Annotated in this window: 14 protein-coding genes and 1 pseudogene; 13 read left to right on the forward strand and 2 right to left on the reverse strand. The window is 72.2% G+C overall.

Annotation, left to right across the window (positions count from 1 at the left end):
- Window positions 1-98 precede the first annotated feature (98 nt).
- A complete protein-coding gene (locus DWB77_RS25770; protein ID WP_120723533.1) occupies window positions 99-1097 on the forward strand; it encodes an adenosine deaminase in 999 nt (332 codons plus the stop codon).
- Window positions 1098-1513: 416 nt separating this feature from the next.
- Here DWB77_RS25770 and DWB77_RS25775 read toward each other — a convergent pair whose 3' ends face one another.
- Window positions 1514-2734, reverse strand: coding sequence for an MFS transporter (locus DWB77_RS25775; protein ID WP_246033631.1), 1221 nt, complete (start codon window positions 2732-2734; stop codon window positions 1514-1516).
- Window positions 2735-3025: 291 nt separating this feature from the next.
- On the opposite strand from DWB77_RS25775, the gene DWB77_RS25780 reads away from it, so the two are divergent.
- From DWB77_RS25780 to DWB77_RS25805, 6 genes are all read left to right on the forward strand, one after another.
- Window positions 3026-4339 (forward strand): glucarate dehydratase family protein, encoded by a 1314-nt coding sequence (locus DWB77_RS25780; RefSeq protein ID WP_120723535.1) that lies wholly within the window; start codon window positions 3026-3028, stop codon window positions 4337-4339.
- 222 nt (window positions 4340-4561) lie between these two features.
- Window positions 4562-5611 carry a carbohydrate kinase family protein gene (locus DWB77_RS25785; protein ID WP_162952764.1) on the forward strand — a complete coding sequence of 350 codons (1050 nt, stop codon included), beginning with the start codon at window positions 4562-4564 and terminating at the stop codon, window positions 5609-5611.
- 723 nt (window positions 5612-6334) lie between these two features.
- Entirely contained in the window at window positions 6335-7387 is a 1053-nt protein-coding gene (locus tag DWB77_RS25790) for a PhoH family protein (protein ID WP_120723539.1), read from the forward strand.
- Between the two features lie 13 nt (window positions 7388-7400).
- Window positions 7401-7898, forward strand: a complete 498-nt coding sequence (gene ybeY / locus DWB77_RS25795) for an rRNA maturation RNase YbeY (protein WP_120723541.1) — start codon at window positions 7401-7403, stop codon at window positions 7896-7898.
- Complete coding sequence (locus DWB77_RS25800) at window positions 7895-9196, forward strand: hemolysin family protein (protein ID WP_120723543.1); 1302 nt, start codon at window positions 7895-7897, stop codon at window positions 9194-9196. The genes ybeY and DWB77_RS25800 overlap by 4 nt, the downstream gene beginning before the upstream one ends.
- A complete protein-coding gene (locus DWB77_RS25805) occupies window positions 9193-9546 on the forward strand; it encodes an MmcQ/YjbR family DNA-binding protein (protein ID WP_120723545.1) in 354 nt (117 codons plus the stop codon). Before DWB77_RS25800 ends, DWB77_RS25805 begins: the two co-directional genes overlap by 4 nt.
- A 79-nt stretch (window positions 9547-9625) precedes the next feature.
- Here the strand turns inward: DWB77_RS25805 and DWB77_RS25810 are convergent, their stop codons facing one another.
- A complete protein-coding gene (locus DWB77_RS25810) occupies window positions 9626-11068 on the reverse strand; it encodes an MFS transporter (protein ID WP_120723547.1) in 1443 nt (480 codons plus the stop codon).
- 143 nt (window positions 11069-11211) lie between these two features.
- On the opposite strand from DWB77_RS25810, the gene DWB77_RS25815 reads away from it, so the two are divergent.
- From DWB77_RS25815 to DWB77_RS25840, 6 genes and pseudogenes are all read left to right on the forward strand, one after another.
- Entirely contained in the window at window positions 11212-12033 is an 822-nt protein-coding gene (locus tag DWB77_RS25815; RefSeq protein ID WP_246033922.1) for a helix-turn-helix transcriptional regulator, read from the forward strand.
- A 214-nt stretch (window positions 12034-12247) separates the two neighbouring features.
- Window positions 12248-12967 (forward strand): hypothetical protein, encoded by a 720-nt coding sequence (locus tag DWB77_RS25820; RefSeq protein WP_162952620.1) that lies wholly within the window; start codon window positions 12248-12250, stop codon window positions 12965-12967.
- Window positions 12968-13009: 42 nt separating this feature from the next.
- Window positions 13010-13356 (forward strand): annotated as a pseudogene (locus DWB77_RS25825) (cytidine deaminase).
- Between the two features lie 785 nt (window positions 13357-14141).
- The gene (locus DWB77_RS25830) at window positions 14142-14648 is read left to right on the forward strand and encodes a hypothetical protein (protein ID WP_246033632.1); all 507 of its coding nucleotides are present in this window, start codon (window positions 14142-14144) and stop codon (window positions 14646-14648) included.
- A gap of 260 nt (window positions 14649-14908) precedes the next feature.
- Complete coding sequence (locus tag DWB77_RS25835) at window positions 14909-16228, forward strand: beta-xylosidase (protein WP_120723557.1); 1320 nt, start codon at window positions 14909-14911, stop codon at window positions 16226-16228.
- 60 nt (window positions 16229-16288) lie between these two features.
- A complete protein-coding gene (locus DWB77_RS25840; protein ID WP_120723559.1) occupies window positions 16289-17254 on the forward strand; it encodes a WxL protein peptidoglycan domain-containing protein in 966 nt (321 codons plus the stop codon).
- Window positions 17255-17440: the final 186 nt, after the last annotated feature.

Raw genomic sequence — 17440 nt, forward strand, 5'->3', positions numbered from 1 at the left:
GCCCAGCCGTACTGCCGTACTGCCGTACCCGCCATGCCTGTCGCACCCGAAGCACCCGAAATGCAAGACGCAGACGCACCACCGCTAGGAAGCCCCCCATGCCGCTCCCCAAGGCCGAACTCCACCTCCACATCGAAGGCACCCTCGAACCCGAGCTGGCCTTCGAGCTCGCCGCGCGCAACGGCGTCGAGCTGCCGTACGCGGACACCGAGGAGCTGCGCAAGGCGTACCTCTTCGACGACTTGCAGTCCTTCCTGAACCTGTACTACTCGCTGATGAGGGTCCTGCGCACCGAGGACGACTTCGCCGCGCTGGCCGACGCCTATCTGACCCGGGCCGCCGCCCAGGGCGTACGCCACGCCGAGATCTTCTTCGACCCGCAGGCGCACATCGCGCGGGGCGTGCCCATCGGAACGGTGGTGGAGGGCCTGTGGCGCGCCCTGTCCACCAGCGAGGAACGCCACGGCATCTCGACCCGGCTCATCCTCTGCTTCCTGCGGGACGAGTCGGCGGAGTCGGCGCTGCTGACCCTGGAGGCGGCGCGGCCGTATCTGGACCGGATCACCGGCGTGGGGCTCGACTCGGCGGAGGTCGGCCACCCGCCGGCCAAGTTCCGCGAGGTGTACGAGGCGGCGGCGGCCCTCGGGCTGCGGCGGGTGGCCCACGCGGGGGAGGAGGGCCCGCCGGCGTACATCACGGAGGCGCTCGACGTGCTGGGCGTGGAGCGCGTCGACCACGGCCTGCGCGCCCTGGAGGACCCGGACCTGGTGGCCCGCCTGGTCCGGGACCGCATCCCGCTCACCCTGTGCCCGCTGTCGAACGTACGGCTGCGCGCGATCGACACGCTGGAGGAGCATCCGCTGCGGGCGATGATGGACGCGGGTCTGCTGTGCACGGTCAACTCCGACGACCCGGCGTATTTCGGGGGCTACGTGGACGACACGTTCCACGCCGTGCGCGAGGCGCTGGAGCTGGACCGGGAGCGGCTGCGGGAGTTGGCGCGGAATTCCTTCCTGGCGGCGTTCTTGGAGGACGAGGAGGGGAGGCGGGCGGGGTATTTGGCGGAGGTGTCGGCGTACGACTTCAACACGGAGTAGCCCAACGGCGCGGCTCCCCTCCGCGCCTCCCGAGCCCCCGGCCCCCTCCGCCGGCCGGGGCACGGCGACAACCAACCACTCGCGCAGTTCCCCGCGCCCCTGAAACCCGCTTTCGTCTGCACGCCGTGTGTGGCTGGTCGCGCAGTTCCCCGCGCCCCTAAAAGCCCTTCGGTCTGCGGACCGTGGTCGCTTCTCGCGCAGTTCCCCGCGCCCCTAGCTACTCGGTGCTGGGCCGCACAGGCCACCTCAGCCTGTCCGGCGATTGAGGACGAGCGCCCTTTAGGCGCGAACGGGGTCTGGGGCGGAGCCCCAGAAGGCCCGGGCCATCCAACCCCCGTTACGGGCGGGTGGGTGGGAGAACGGGCCGGGGCGGAGCCCCAGGGGGCCGGGGGCAGCCCCGGGCGGGCCGGGGTGGGTCAGGAGGCCAGGGCTACTGTCGGCGGCGTGGTGGCCCGGCGCGCGGGCACGCGCCCGCCCAGCGCCACCACACTCATCGGCCCAGCGATGAGCAGAAGCAGCGCACACAGCACCATCCCCATCCCCCGATACCCCGCGTACTGGGACAGCAGACTGCCCGTGAGGGGCCCGCACGCCACCCCCAGCGAGGACGCGGAGCCCGCGAGCACCGCCCAGCGTCCGCGCGGGTCGAGCGACGCGGACAGGCCGATCAGATACGACAGGACCACCGGGTAGAAGACGTTCCACAGGACCTCCCCGGCCGCGAACGACGCGAGCCCCCGCGCCGAGGCGCTGACCACGACGCAGCCCGCGATGATCGCCGTACCCGCCCCGATCGGCACCGCCCGCCCGAGCCGCGCCCCGAGCGCACCCGCCCCGAGCACGCCGAGCAGTCCCGCTCCGAGCCCCGCCGCGAACACCATGCCCACGGTGACCTCGGTGAGCCCGGCCTGGGTGAGCCCGATCCGCCCGCTCACCCCCCACAGCGCGTTCTGCGCGAGGGACCAGCAAAGCATGGTCGCGGCCAGGACCGTACCGGAGCGACGGTGGGGCAGCCGCCCGCCCGAGGACCCCACGCCCTCGACGCCCCCGAGGGGTTGGAGGGGCCCGACCGCCTCCACCACCCGGCCCGCACCCACTCCGCTCCCGCCCGGAAGCCACCGCGTCGCGGGCCACACCAGCGCCGCGACGAGGGCGATCGAGGCGAGCGGGGTCGCATGGCCGCCGCCGAGGTGAGGGATCGTCAGATAGAGGGCGCCCGCCGTCGCCGAGACGGAGAGCAGCCCCAGGGTGGAGGCGCGGTGGGGGTCGCGCTGCGCGGCGATGCCGGACGCGGCGACCGCCGTGGCGGTACCTGAGCCGAGGCCGCCGACGATCGCGCCCGCCACCACGACGGGCACCAGGGTGGTGAGGGCGGCGCCGCCGTACCCGGTGACGGCGAGGAGGAGGCCCCAGCGGGCGAGCCGGCGCGGGCCGTGCCGCTCGACTCGGGAGGCGAGGGTGAAGCCCGCCGTCGCAGAGCTCAACAGGAGCGTCGAGCCGACAAGGCCGGCCTGTGCGGGGGAGAGCCCGAGGCCGGAGGAGAGCCGTCCGACGACGGTGGGAAGGAGATAGGCGGCGAGGTAACCGGCGGTGAAGACGGCGACCAGGGGCCAGGCGGCACGAGGGCGTGCGGACATGCGCGTTCCAAGGAACAGGGCCCGGGGGCAGGGAGGTCAAAGAGGGGGGATGCGCCCGGTGTTGTACGGGAACGCGGCCCAATTTGTATCAAGCGTCCCGAGTGCGCGAAAAGCTGGGAAGCAGTGATCTGGGTCACGTTTCGTTTGGCTCGGTTCTCGTCGGGTAAAAGCGCGAATTTCGCGTGCGGGCAGGGGAGTTGAGAACCCCGTGCCGAGAGCCGCCACCCTTGACGACGTCTGTTCACATACCTAGTCTCCATTTTTATGGATGGACGGCGGAGGGTGGGCGTCATGAATCGAGTGACCGCGGTGCGGGGGCAGCGGATCGCCGAGGTGCGGCTCACGCCCGTCCTGGTCGGCGATCCGCCCCTCCTCAACGTCCAAGGCGTGCACCAGCCCTATACGCCCCGGCTGGTCGTCGAGGTGGTCACGGCCGAGGGGGTGGCCGGCGTCGGCGAGACGTACGGCGACACGTCCTACCTCGAACTGGCCCGTCCCTACGCCGATGCGCTGATCGGCCACGACATAGCCGACCTCAACGGGCTGTTCACAAGGGTGAACGAGATCGGTGTCGACGAGACCCGGGTCGACCACGCGGTGGACGTCGGCGGGCTCCGCGGCGTCCAGACCGCCGACAAGCTCCGCCTGTCCGTCGTCTCCGCCTTCGAGGTCGCCTGTCTGGACGCGCTCGGCAAGATCCAGGGCGTGCCCATCCACACCCTGCTCGGCGGCAAGGTCCGCGACGAGGTCGAGTACAGCGCCTACCTCTTCTACCGCTGGGCCGAACACCCGGGCGGGGCCGGCCACAAGGACGCGCGGGGAGCGGCCCTGGACCCGGCCGGGATCGTCGAGCAGGCCCGCCGCTTCGTGGACGCGTACGGCTTTCGCTCCTTCAAGCTCAAGGGCGGTGTCTTCCCGCCCGAGCAGGAGGTGGCCGCGATCCGCGCCCTGGCCGCCGCTTTCCCCGGACACCCGCTCCGGCTCGACCCCAACGGGGGCTGGACCCCCGAGACCTCGCTGCGGGTGGCCGGTGAACTCGCGGACGTACTGGAGTACCTGGAGGACCCGGCGCCCGGCACGGCCGCGATGGCCGAGGTGTCCCGGGGGACGCGGGTGCCGCTCGCCACCAACATGTGTGTGACGACGTTCCCGGAGATCCGAGAGGCGTTCCTGACCGACGCGGTCCAGGTCGTCCTGTCCGACCACCACTACTGGGGCGGGCTGCGCAACACCCGTGAACTCGCCGCGATCTGCCGGGCGTTCGGGGTCGGCCTGTCCATGCACTCCAATACGCACCTGGGGATCAGCCTCGCCGCGATGACCCATGTCGCGGCGACCGTCCCCAACCTCGACTACGCCTGCGACAGCCACTACCCGTGGACCACCGAGGACGTGATCACCGCCCGGCACGAGTTCCGCGACGGCCGCCTGACCGTGTCCGACGCCCCCGGACTCGGCGTCCAGCTCGACCACGTCGAACTGGCCCGGCTGCACCGGCGCTGGCTCGACGACGACGGCACCCTGCGCGACCGCGACGACGCCGCCGCGATGCGCCGCGCCCCGGAACACGCCGACTGGACGACTCCGGCGCTGCCACGCTGGTAGCGGGCCCCGACGCGCGTACATCGGGCAGACTTGCCAGATCTGTACGCGAACGGAGAGTCCGCCGTGACGACACCACCCAGCGGAGGGCAGCCGCCCCAACAGCCGCCCCACCCCTCGCACAACGAGCCGCACCCTCCCCGCCGCCCGCACCACGACTCGGCGTGGCGGCCCGCCCCGAGCGCCGAGCCGCGCCGGGCCGCCCGGCTCGACCCGCTCGACGGGCTGCGCGACCCCCGCGACCCGCCCTGCGACGTCTTCCTCACCGGCACGGTCTTCCTCGACATCATCTTCACCGGGCTCGACTCGGCGCCGGTGCGCGGAACCGAGTCCTGGGCGCGGGGCATGGGTTCGAGCCCGGGCGGCATCGCCAACATGGCCACCGCGCTGGCCCGCCTCGGCCTGCACACCTCCCTCGCCGCGGCCTTCGGCGACGACCACTACGGCGAGTACTGCTGGGACGCGCTCGAACAGGGCGAGGGCATCGACCTGACGCCGTCGCGCACCGTGCCCGGCTGGCACTCCCCGGTCACCGTCTCGATGGCGTACGAGGGCGAGCGCACGATGGTCACGCACGGCCACGAGGCACCCCACGAACTGTCCGCGCCCAACTGCCCGCCGCGTGCCCGGGCCGCCGTCGCCTCGCTGGTGCCGGGGCGGCGCGAGGGGTGGATCGCGGACGCGGCGCGCTCCGGCGCGCGGATCTTCGCGGACGTCGGCTGGGACGACACCGGGCGCTGGGACCTGGCCGAGCTGCCCGAGCTCGAACACTGCGAGGCGTTTCTGCCCAACGCGGCCGAGGCGATGCGCTACACCCGTACCGACTGTCCCCGGGCGGCGGCCCGTGCGCTCGCCGAGAAGGTGCCGCTCGCGGTGGTGACGCTGGGGCCCGAGGGGGCGTACGCGGTGGACGGCGCGACGGGTGAGACGGCGGACGTGCCGGCCATCGAGGTCGAGGCCCTCGATCCCACCGGGGCGGGGGACGTCTTCGTGGCGGGCTTCGTCACGGGCACCCTCGCGGGGTGGCCCCTGCCCGACCGGCTCGCCTTCGCGGGGCTCACGGCGGCGCTGTCGGTCCAGGAGTTCGGGGGCTCGCTGTCGGCGCCGGGGTGGGCGGAGATCGCGGGGTGGTGGGAGCGGGTGCGGACGCTGGAGAACCAGGACCCCGCGGCGCTGCGCCGCTACGCCTTCCTCTCCGACCTCCTCCCCGGCGCGGCCCGCGCCTGGCCCCTACGCCGAGCCGTCCCCACCCTAGGCTTCCGCCCCCCAACCTGACCTCCCCCTCCAACCCTGACCAAACCCAGCCCCTCCGGCGGGCCCCGCCCAAATCCAGCCCCTCTGACGGGGCCCGGCGCAAATCCAGCCCCTCGGGCGGGCCCGGCCCAAATCCCCCCTCCGGCGGGGCCCGGCGCAAATCCAGCCCCTGCGGTGCTGCCCGGCGCGAAATCAGCCCCTCCGGCGTTTGAGGAGCGGGGGTCCGGGGGCGGAGCCCCTGGGAACGCGGCCGGCGGGTGCATGACGGCGGCACCGAAGCGGTGCCCGGCACCGGGGGCTGTGCCCACCCGTCCCGCCCTGCGGGACGACTGCCCACAGCAAGCGGGGGCGGAGCCCCTGGGGTGCGGGGTGTGGGGGGACGACTGCCCACGGCAGGTGGGGGGCAGCCTGAGGAGTGGAGCCCCTGGGGTGCGGGGGACGGCCGCTCACAGCAGGCGGGGGGCAGCCTGAGAAGCGGAGCCCCTGGGGTGCGGGGGACGGCCGCTCACAGCAGGCGGGGGACAGCCAGAGGGGCGGAGCCCCTGGGGGTCGGGCTCGGCCGGGCCGGGCTTGAGTGCGGCCCCGTCGACGGGCCGGAAGGGGCCGGGACCGGTGGGGCCGGGTAGGCCGGGGGGGAAAAGGGGTCGGGCCGGCGGGGTGTAAGTCGTACGCTTGGTAGTCCAGAGGCTCTCGAGCAGCGAGAACCCTGCAACGGGAGGTATGTGCAGGCCACAAGGCCGGCCCATGACGCAGACACCCACACACCCGCAGGCGCACGCCCAGATCACCATCCCGGCCAAGCACCCCATGGTGACCATTCTGGGTTCGAGCGACTCCCTGCTGCGCGTGATCGAGAAGGCCTTCCCGTCGGCCGACATCCATGTACGGGGCAATGTGATCAGCGCCGTGGGGGACGCGACGGACGTCGCACTCATCCAGCGACTGTTCGACGAGATGATGCTGGTGCTCCGCACCGGACAGCCGATGACGGAGGACGCAGTGGAACGCTCGATCGCCATGCTCCGGGCGAGCGGCAACACGAACGGCGGCCAGGCCAACGGGAACGGCCGCGGCGAGACCCCGGCCGAGGTGCTCACCCAGAACATCCTCTCCAGCCGCGGCCGCACGATCCGCCCCAAGACCCTCAACCAGAAGCGGTACGTCGACGCGATCGACAAGCACACGATCGTCTTCGGCATCGGCCCCGCCGGTACCGGAAAGACCTATCTCGCCATGGCCAAGGCGGTCCAGGCCCTCCAGTCCAAGCAGGTCACCCGGATCATCCTGACCCGGCCGGCCGTGGAGGCCGGCGAGCGCCTCGGCTTCCTGCCCGGCACGCTCTACGAGAAGATCGACCCGTATCTGCGCCCGCTCTACGACGCGCTGCACGACATGCTCGACCCGGACTCGATCCCGAGGCTGATGGCCGCCGGCACCATCGAGGTCGCCCCGCTCGCGTACATGCGGGGCCGTACGCTCAACGACGCGTTCATCATCCTCGACGAGGCGCAGAACACCAGCACCGAGCAGATGAAGATGTTCCTGACCCGGCTCGGCTTCGACTCGAAGATCGTCATCACCGGTGACGTCACCCAGGTCGACCTTCCGGGCGGCACGAAGAGCGGTCTGCGGCAGGTCCAGGACATCCTGGACGGCGTCGACGACGTGCACTTCTCCCGGCTCACCTCGCAGGATGTCGTACGGCACAAGCTCGTCGGCCGTATCGTCGACGCGTACGAGCAGTACGACAGCCGCCAGGGCCAGGAAGACGGTCGGCGCGGCCGAAACGGGAAGTAGAGCAGAGCGCACCATGTCGATCGACGTCAACAACGAGTCCGGAACCGAGGTCGACGAGCAGGCGATCCTCGACATCGCCCGCTACGCCCTCACACGGATGCGGATCCACCCGCTCTCCGAGCTGTCGGTGATCGTCGTGGACGCCGAGGCCATGGAGCAGCTCCACATCCAGTGGATGGACCTGCCGGGACCCACCGACGTCATGTCCTTCCCCATGGACGAGCTGCGGCCGCCGTCGAAGGACGACGAGGAGCCCCCGCAGGGGCTCCTCGGTGACATCGTGCTGTGCCCCGAGGTCGCCAAGAAGCAGGGCGACGACGCCGAGACGCGGCACTCCATGGACGAGGAGCTCCAACTCCTCACCGTTCACGGGGTGTTGCACCTGCTCGGCTACGACCACGAGGAGCCGGACGAGAAGGCCGAGATGTTCGGCCTCCAGGCGGCCATCGTCGACGGCTGGCGTGCGGAGAAGGGCCTGACCGGTCCCTCCCCGGCGCCGACCGTCTCATGACCGGGCAACTGATCGCGGGAGCCGTCGCCCTGGTGGTCGTCGCCTGGCTCGCCGCCTGCGCCGAGGCCGGGCTCGCCCGCATCTCCTCCTTCCGCGCGGCCGAGGCGGTACGCACCGGCCGGCGCGGCAGCGCCAAGCTCGCCCAGATCGCCTCCGACCCGACGCGCTACCTCAATGTGGCCCTGCTCGTCAGGGTCGCCTGCGAGATGGCCGCCGGGGTCCTCGTCACCTATGTGTGCCTGGAGGAGTTCGGTGAGACCTGGGCGGCGCTGCTCGTCGCCATCGCCGTGATGGTCCTCGTGTCATACGTCGCCGTCGGCGTCTCGCCGCGCACCATCGGCCGCCAGCACCCCATGAACACCGCGACGGCCGCCGCGTACGTGCTGCTGCCGCTGGCCAGGATCATGGGGCCGATCCCGCAGCTCCTCATCCTGCTCGGCAACGCGCTCACCCCCGGAAAGGGCTTCCGCAAGGGGCCGTTCGCGTCCGAGGCGGAGCTGCGCGCCATGGTCGACCTCGCCGAGGCGGAGTCCCTGATCGAGGACGACGAGCGCCGGATGGTGCACTCGGTGTTCGAGCTGGGCGACACCCTGGTGCGCGAAGTGATGGTGCCGCGCACCGACCTGGTGTGCATCGAGCGCTACAAGACGATCCGCCAGGCGCTCACCCTCGCCCTGCGCTCGGGCTTCTCGCGTATCCCGGTGACCGGGGAGAACGAGGACGACATCGTAGGGATCGTCTATCTGAAGGACCTGGTGCGCAAGACGCACATCAACCGGGACTCCGAGGCCGACCTCGTCTCCTCCGCCATGCGTCCCGCCGCCTTCGTGCCCGACACCAAGAACGCCGGTGACCTGCTGCGCGAGATGCAGCAGCAGCGCAGCCACGTCGCGGTCGTCATCGACGAGTACGGCGGCACCGCCGGCATCGTCACCATCGAGGACATCCTGGAGGAGATCGTCGGCGAGATCACCGACGAGTACGACCGGGAACTGCCGCCGGTCACCGAGCTCGCGGACGGCTGCTTCCGGGTCACCGCCCGCCTCGACATCGGCGATCTGGGCGAGCTGTTCGGCCTCGACGAGTACGACGACGAGGACGTGGAGACCGTCGGCGGGCTGCTCGCCAAGTCGCTCGGCCGGGTGCCGATCGCCGGCGCGACGGCCGTGGTGGAACTGCCCGACGCGCGCCGGCTGCGGCTCACCGCCGAGTCTCCCGCCGGGCGCCGCAACAAGATCGTCACGGTACTGGTGGAGCCGACCAAGGACGACGACGAGGAGAGGGAGGCGGTTCGGTGACCCCGAAGCAACTGCGGGCGTTCTGCCTGGAGTTCAACGCCGCGACCGAGGAGTTCCCGTTCAACGCGGAGACCTCCGTCTTCAAGGTGCTCGGCAAGATGTTCGCGCTCACCGCCCTCGACGCGAAGCCGCTCACCATCAACCTCAAGTGCGACCCGGACGACGCCATCCGGCTGCGCGAGGAGCACCCCGCGATTCAGCCGGGCTGGCACATGAACAAGCGGCACTGGAACACGGTGAGCGTGGCCGAACTCCCGGACCGGATGGTCCGGGAGCTCATCGAGGACTCGTACGACCTGGTGGTCGCCGGCCTGCCGAAGACCGAGCGGCTCCGGCTCGACCGGGCCTGACCCGGCCCCCGGGCCCCGGCCGCCGGGGGCGCGGGCCTTCTTTCGGCCCGGGCCCCCCAAGGCGCGGCCGCCGCGGGCACTAGGCCTTCTCGCGGCCGAGCCCGAGGCCCACCGCCACCAGCGCCGCCGCCGCGACCACGACGACCGCGTCGATCAACAGGACCGTACGCACCCCGTCGAACAGCGAGCCCCGCGTGGTGGCCAGGACACCGAGCAGCGGGATGCCGATGGTCAGGCCGACCTGCTGGGTGGTGGTGACGAGCCCGGTCGCGAGCCCCTGCTCCTCGTCGGGCACCCCGCTGGTCACCGTCACGCCGTACGAGATGATCGCGCCGAGGTGGCACATGCTGGCCAGCGAGACGGCGACGGTCGCGAGCAGAGCGCCCGAGTGGGTGCCGAGTCCCAGCAGCGTGGCGACGAAGACGCCCTGGCCGAGCAGCGATCCGGCGAGCACACGGCGGGCGCCGAAGCGGCCGATCAGCTTGGCGGCGTACGAACCGGCGACGGCCGAGGCAAGACCCTGGACGCCGAAGATCAGGCCGGTCTCGAACGAGGAGAGGCCGAGGGTCTCCTGGAGGTAGAGGGTCAGCACGAACACGACCGTCGACATCATCGAGAAGGTGACCAGACCGCCCAGGTTGCCCCAGGCCACCGTGCGGCGCTTCAGCATCGGCAGCGAGATCAGCGGCGCCGACGCCTTCGACTCGATGACGACGAACGCGACGAGCAGGGCGACGCCCACGAGCAGGGTGCCCCAGACGTCCGCACCGCCGAAGCCGCGCTGGGCCGCCGTCGACAGGGCGTAGATCACCGCGAGCAGACCGCCGGTGACGGTGACGGCGCCGGGCACGTCGAGGCGCGGCCGCTCGGGGGTGCGGGACTCGGGCAGCAGGCGGGGGGCCAGGGCCAGGACGGCCACCGCGAAGACGACGAGCAGGCCCATCGTGGAGCGCCAGCCCAGGGCGTCGGTCATGACGCCGCCGAGGACCATGCCGATGGTGAAGCCCAGCGAGAGCAGCGTGCCGGAGATGCCGAGCGCCTTGTCACGCAGCGGGCCCTCGGGGAACGTCGTGGTCAGCAGGGACATGCCGGTCGGCACGATGACGGCCGCGCCCAGGCCTTGCAGGGCGCGCCCGGTCAGGAAGGACGCCGGGTCCCAGGCGAGGGTGGCGAGCAACGAAGCCGTACCGAACAGGGCGAGGCCGGTCAGGAACAGCTTCTTGCGGCCGAACAGGTCGGCGATGCGGCCGAACAGGAGCAGGAAACCGCCCGAGGGCAGCGCGAACGCGGTGACCGCCCACTGGAGCGCGGACCGGCTCAGACCCAGGTCCTCGCCGAGGGCGGGCAGCGCCACGTTCAGTACGGAGAAGTCGAGCGCCACCATGAACTGGGCGGCGCAGAGCACGAAGAGGACCAGCTTGGCCCGGCCGCTGAGCCGGACGCCGGCGGGGGGCCGCGGGGCGGTGGGGGAGGGGGCCGCGTTGTCGGGCCCGGGGAGTGTGGTCGGTGTGTCGATCGCCATGGCCACCACCCTCGCGGCTCGGGAATGTCCGTGGAGAGAGGGAACTTATGCTGGTGGTGGCACCACCAGGCAGCCGACAGGGGGAGTTGTTCGTGGCCACACCCATCGACAAGCACCGGCGCAGTGAGCTCCGCGAGTTCCTGATGAGCAGGCGCGCCAGGATCACCCCCGCGCAGGCGGGGCTGCCCGACGGCGGTGCCCGGCGCCGCACTCCGGGGCTGCGCCGCGAAGAGGTCGCGGTCCTCGCCGGGGTGGGGGTGTCCTGGTACCAGTGGCTCGAACAGGGCCGTGACATCACGGTCTCCCCGCAGGTCCTGGACTCGGTGGGCCGAGTGCTCCGGCTGACCAGCGCCGAGCGCCGCCACCTGTACGTCCTGGCCGGGCTCAACCCGCCGGCCCCCGAGGTCGATCCGGCCAACGCCGACATGTGCCAGGGGCTGCAACGCCTCATCGACGCCTGGATGCCGTTCCCCGCGCACATCATGGACGCGTACTGGAACACGGTCATGTACAACGACGCGGCGGCGCTGGTCCTCGGGATGCGCCCGGAGATCGTGCAGAACTGCCTGGTCGCGTTCTTCACCGACCCCATCTACCGCTCGCGCGCCAAGCGTTGGGAGGAGATCGCCTGCACGGTCGTCGCCCAGTACCGCGCGGCCTGTTCGGAGCGGCCCGACGACGAGGGGTTCCAGGCGGTCGTCGAGGAGGCGAGGGCGCTCAGCCCGGAGTTCGTGGAACTGTGGGAGCGGCGTGACGTCATGCCCGGCGGGCAGGTCCGTAAGGAGATGGAGCACCCGGTGGTCGGCGCCCTGCACGTCGAGTCGACCCAACTCCGGGTGCCGGCCCGCCCGGACCTGGTGATCGTGCTGCACACCCCGCTGCCGAACACCGACACCGCCGAGAAGCTGGAGTGGCTGACGTCGCCGGAGGGCCGGCGCGGCTCCATGTACCCGATCGCGGGGTGACGGGCGGGGCGGGTGCGGGCTTCGATGTGGGGCCAGTGAGGCGCGGGGTGCCGGCGGGATGAGACAGGTGCGGCGGCTGCGGCAGGTGTGGCCTTGGCCGCACGGGCGGGTATCGGGAGGCGGCGCGGGCCGCCTTTCACATAAAGTCCACAGGTAGCCCGCCGTCAGGCGCGCGATCCACAGTCATCCATCCCTGGGGGGATCCCGCATGCCCATGTCCGCTTCCCGCTCCGCCCGACGCGCCGCCGCCGTCACCCTGGCCGCCTCGTCCCTGCTGTTCGCCGCCGCGTGCGGAGGCTCGGACAGCAAGAGCGACAAGGCCGCCGACAAGGACACCGCCAAGTCCTCGGCACCCTCGGCCTCCGCCCCGGGCGCCGCGGGTGGCACCGTCTCCGAGGCGCAGCTGAAGGCGGCACTGCTGACGACGAAGGACGTTCCGGCGGGCTGGAAGGTGGACCCCGAGGGCGGCTCCACCATGGGCAAGGCCGACAAGACCGAGTGCCAGAAGTTCCTCGACATCGTCCAGAGCGAGCCGGCCCCGCTGGGCGCCGCGGCCCGGCAGACCGTCAACTTCGAGGACGGCGGCCAGCAGGTCTTCGGCTTCGACGGCGACAAGGCCGCCGGCTACCTCAAGGGCTTCGACGCGAGCCTCGCGCAGTGTGCCTCCTTCGGCGTTGAGGTGGACGGCCAGAAGTACCCCGCCACCCTCAAGCCGCTCACCCTGGACAAGGCGGGCGACGAGGCCCACGGCTACCAGCTCGTCCTCGACCTGACCCAGGTGAAGATGGCCTTCGACAACTACGTGGTCCGCAAGGGCGCGGCGCTGAGCACGTTCTCCACGAAGAGCAAGACGCCGGGGGGCGCGGCCGGCGCGGAGTTCAAGACCATCACGGCCACGGTCGCCAAGAAGCTGGACCAGGCGGTCAAGGGCTGAGCCCCGCAGCGGTCTCGGCCCGGCACTCCTTATGCTCAGGGCATGACTGAGAGCACCGAACTCGCCCCCGAGGACCGCAAGATCATCACGCTGGCGCGCAGCGCCCGGGCCCGCAACGGCGTGGCCGAGGGTGCGGCCGTACGCGACGAGACCGGCCGCACGTACGTGGCCGCGACGGTCGAGCTCCCCTCCCTGAAGCTTTCCGCGCTGCGGACGGCGGTGGCGATGGCGGTGGCCAGCGGGGCGGAGTCGTTGGAGGCGGCGGCGGTGGTCAGCGAGGCGGCCGTCCTCGCGGAGGCGGATGTTGCGGCGGTACGGGATCTGGGGGGCCCGGGGCTGCCATCCTCCTGGCCTCCCCCGCGGGCACCCTGACGTCCCGGACGGCCTGAGCCCCGCGGGCTGCGCCCCAGCTCCCCCCGGGGGTTCGCCCACCCGCCCGCCCGTGCGGCGGGTGGGAAGGTTCGGCCCCTGGGGCTCCGCCCCAGACCCCAGGCGTCTGCCCACCCACCCGCCCGTGCGGCGGGTTGAACTGGCTGAGCCCTGGGGCTCCGCCCCAGACCCCCTGAGGGGCTCCGCCCCTCGAACCCCGGCGGGGGCTCCGCCCCCTGCACCCCCGTATCGCGCCTTAAGGGCGCTCGTCCTCAATCGCCGGACAGGCTGAGGTGCTGGCCAGCACCGAGTAGTTAGGGGCGCGGGGAACTGCGCGACCAGCCACGCACGGTCCGCAGACGAAGACGGGTTTCCGGGGGCGCGGGGAACTGCGCGAGAAGCGACCACGGCCCGCACCCGATCGAGGCTTCTAGGGGTGCGGGGAACTGCGCAAAAAGTGAGCACGGACCGCGGGCCGAGGGGGGCAACGGTGCGGGGAACTGCGCGGAAAGGGGGGTTGGGGGTGGGGCGTTAAGAATCAATGTGGGGGTACTTGTAATCCACAGGCGCCCGCGCATCAATGGACGGCAGTCGACCCGACGGACCGTCAGGTCAAGGTGACGGACCGGCACGGGGTGCAGAGCCGCAACCCCGAACCGGCGTCGGACCCACCCCCGCGCAGCACCCCGCACCCCAGGCCCCCGCAGAGCCATGCCCGCACGCCCGCGCACCCGTGCACGTGGGCCACGCGGGGGCCGCCGCGCGGTCGTGTGTCGATGTCGCGGCAGACGATCAACTCCCTGTCATGGGAAGGGGAATCATGCGCAAGCTGCGCAAGAGCACCAGCAGGCCGGTCGCGCGGGCCGCACTCGCGGTGGGGGCGGTGGCCGTGGCGGGCCTCGCCTTCGCGCCGGGTGCCGCCGCCGTCACGCCCACCACGGCGACCGCCACGTACGACTGCGGGGTCTGGGGCGGTGGCGGCGCCACGCTCACCGCGACCCAGAGCGGCACGGCCGCGACCATCACGCTGACCTCGGCCGTCACCACCCCCGTCGCCGTCGGCGCCAACCAGATCAGCGCGACCCTGACCCTCGCCAAGGGCGGCGGCGGAACACGGGTGTTCAGCGGCAAGGCCAACCCCGCCCTGCCCGCGGGCAGCGCCGTCAAGATCGGCCCGCTGAACGGCACGGTCGCCGCCGGCGACAGCCTCAACTCGTACTTCGCCGGCACCGCACTGAAGATGACGATCTTCGGTGTCGCGGTGAGCTGCGACGCCACGACCTCGCAGTCCCCGGGCCCGTTCGTCTTCTGACGTCCGTCCGTCCACGTGGAACGAGCCGGTGCCGTCCCGGGCGGCGCCGGCTTTCGTGTGCCCGCACGAACCCGGAACCCGCCCCGCGGCGCGCGCCACCCCGCCCCGCGGCCGCGAAATGCCGGGATCTTGACAGTATCTGATGGGTCATCAGTTGCTGCGCCGGGATTCCATTGACTTCTTTTCGCGCCGAGCCGTCAATGGCCCCCTGTCGGCGCAGCCGAGCCGCGCTGTGCCACTTCATGAAGGGGGGCACGCCCATGTCGGAACGTCGAAGACGGCGTCTGGCCGCCGTATTGGGGGCGGTCGCACTCGCCGCCGGGACCGGCGCGCTCGCCGCGCCCGCGAGCGCCCTGGCCGCGACGCCCGTCGACTTCGCCACACACTGCATCCCGCCGGCCATCGCCGGCATCCCGCCCATCGACGGCACCACGAACGCGACGATCACCGTCGACAACGCGGCGCCCAAGGTCGGCGACAAGGTCACCGTCACCTACACGGTGAACAGGCCCGCCGCCAGCAACCCGGTCGATCTCGCCCTGCCCGCCGACATCATGACCCCCACCGGAAAGGTCACCCTCGCGGGCGCCCAGACCGGCTCGGTCGACGTGGCCGGGCCGAAGAAGAACGACCCCGTGCCCGGCAAGGGCGCGTTCCCGGCGTTCTCCATGAGCGGCAGCTTCACCGCCACCAAGGCCGGCGCGGTCACCCTCTCGCCCGGCGACTACAACATCCACACCAGCTACATCATGGAGCTGGACACCCCCTGCACCGTCACCAATCCGCCCGCGCCCGTCTCCGAGACGGTGGGCGTCACGGACGGCGGCGGCCATGTCAACGAGCGTGCCATCGCGGCCGACCCGGCGTCGGGCAACGCCGGTGACCGTACGACGGTGACCGGGTCCAAGTTCACCCCGAACGCGGACGTCACCGTGGCGGGCTGGAACGGCACCGCCACCACCGCCGACAGGATCACCTTCAAGTCGGACGCCACCGGCGGCTTCACCGCCCGCCCGAAGATCACGGATCCGGCGACCACCGGCATCGTGGCCTACGAGGGAGCGGCCTGGGACCCGGCGCACGGCGCGGGCCCGGTGGCGTACACCGTCAACAGCGGACCGCCGCCCACCGGGCCGAGCCAGAAGCTCAACACCTCGGTGAACGCGGGTACGTTGGCGATGTCCCAGGCCGGTGACAGCGTCGACCTCCAAGCCGTCGACTTCGGCAAGGGCGGCGCCTCCACCGGCGATCTGAAGACGGTGACGGTCCAGGACTTCCGCGGCGGCCCCGCGGGCTGGTCCCTGACCGGCAAGGTCACCGACTTCACCGGGCCCGCCGGTTCCATCGACGCGGGCCGGCTGAGCTGGACCCCGGCGTGCTCCGCCAAGGCCGGTTCCCCGTCCGTGTGCGCGGCGGGCTCGGCCGGCAGCGTGGGCGCCGCGGGCGCGACCCTCGCCTCCACCCCGAACGCGGCGCTCACCGGCGGCGAGTTCACCGTGGACGCGAAGCTCTCGCTCGACGTGCCGGCGTTCACCGCGCCCGGCGCCTACAGCGGCGTACTGACCCTCACCCTCACCTGACGTCCACCGTGGGCCGGGCGCGCACCCGCCCCGCCCACCCACCCCCGGGGGTCCCGCACCGTGCGCAAGCCGTCCGCACTCCTCCTGGCCGCCGTCCTCGCGTGGCTCACCGCGCTCGGATGGCTCGGCGCGCCCGCGGCGCGCGCCGCCGACAACGGCAACTGGTCCGTCTTCCCCGCCTCCACGGGCGCCGCCCAGCGCCCGTACTTCTACCTCTCCGCCGACCCCGGCACCACCCTCGACGACCGGGTGACGGTCGCCAACAAGACGGCGACGCCGCTGAGCTTCCGGCTGTACGGGGCCGACGCGTACAACACCGAGCGCGACGGGGGGTTCGCCGTGCGCACCGAGAAGGAGCGGCAGACGGGGGTGGGGGCCTGGGCGAAACCGGACCGGGCCACGCTCACCGTGCCCGCCCACTCCTCGGTCACCGTGCCCTTCACGATCACCGTGCCGCCGGACGCCGAGCCCGGCGACCACGTCGGCGCGCTCGTGGCGCTCGACGACCGGGTCGCGCGCGGCTCCGGCGCGGACGGGAAGGTCGCCGTCGGCATCCAGCAGGCGGTGGGGGCACGGGTCTATCTGCGGGTCGGCGGGCCCACGGTGCCCGCGCTCGCGGTCGAGGACGTCTCGCTCTCCCAGCACCGGCCGCTCGTGCCCGGCCTGGGGGAGAGCCGTGCGGAGATCACCTACACGCTGCACAACCGGGGCAACGTCACGCTCAACCCGAAGGTCGACCTGAGCGCGACGGGTCTCTTCGGCCGTACGCTGCTCAGCCGCGGCGTGGCGAAGGTGCCGTCCGAATTGCTGCCGGGGGAGCGGGTCACGCTCACGGAGGTGTGGCGGGGGGCGCCTCAGCTCGACTGGGGGGACGTGCGGTTGCGTGCGAGCGCGCGGGATGTGGAGGGCTCGGCCGGGGCGTCCTTCTTGGCTCTGCCCTGGCTGGCCGCGGCGATCCTCCTGGCGGCGGCCCTGTCCTACCCGGCGTACCGGACCCTACGCCACCACAAACCCACCCACCCCTAAGCGCTCGCGCAGTTCCCTGCGCCCCTAACCCCTCTCGATTCTGCGGACCGTGCCCGCGTCTCGCGCGATTCCCCGCGCCCCCAAAAAACCCGCTTTCGTCCGCGGGCCGCGAGTGGCTGGTCGCGCAGTTCCCCGCGCCCCTTAAGTGCTCGGCGCTGGGGCACCTTCAGCCCGTCCGGCGTTTGA

The organism is Streptomyces hundungensis (genome assembly GCF_003627815.1).
GTDB classification, from domain to species: Bacteria; Actinomycetota; Actinomycetes; order Streptomycetales; family Streptomycetaceae; genus Streptomyces; species Streptomyces hundungensis_A.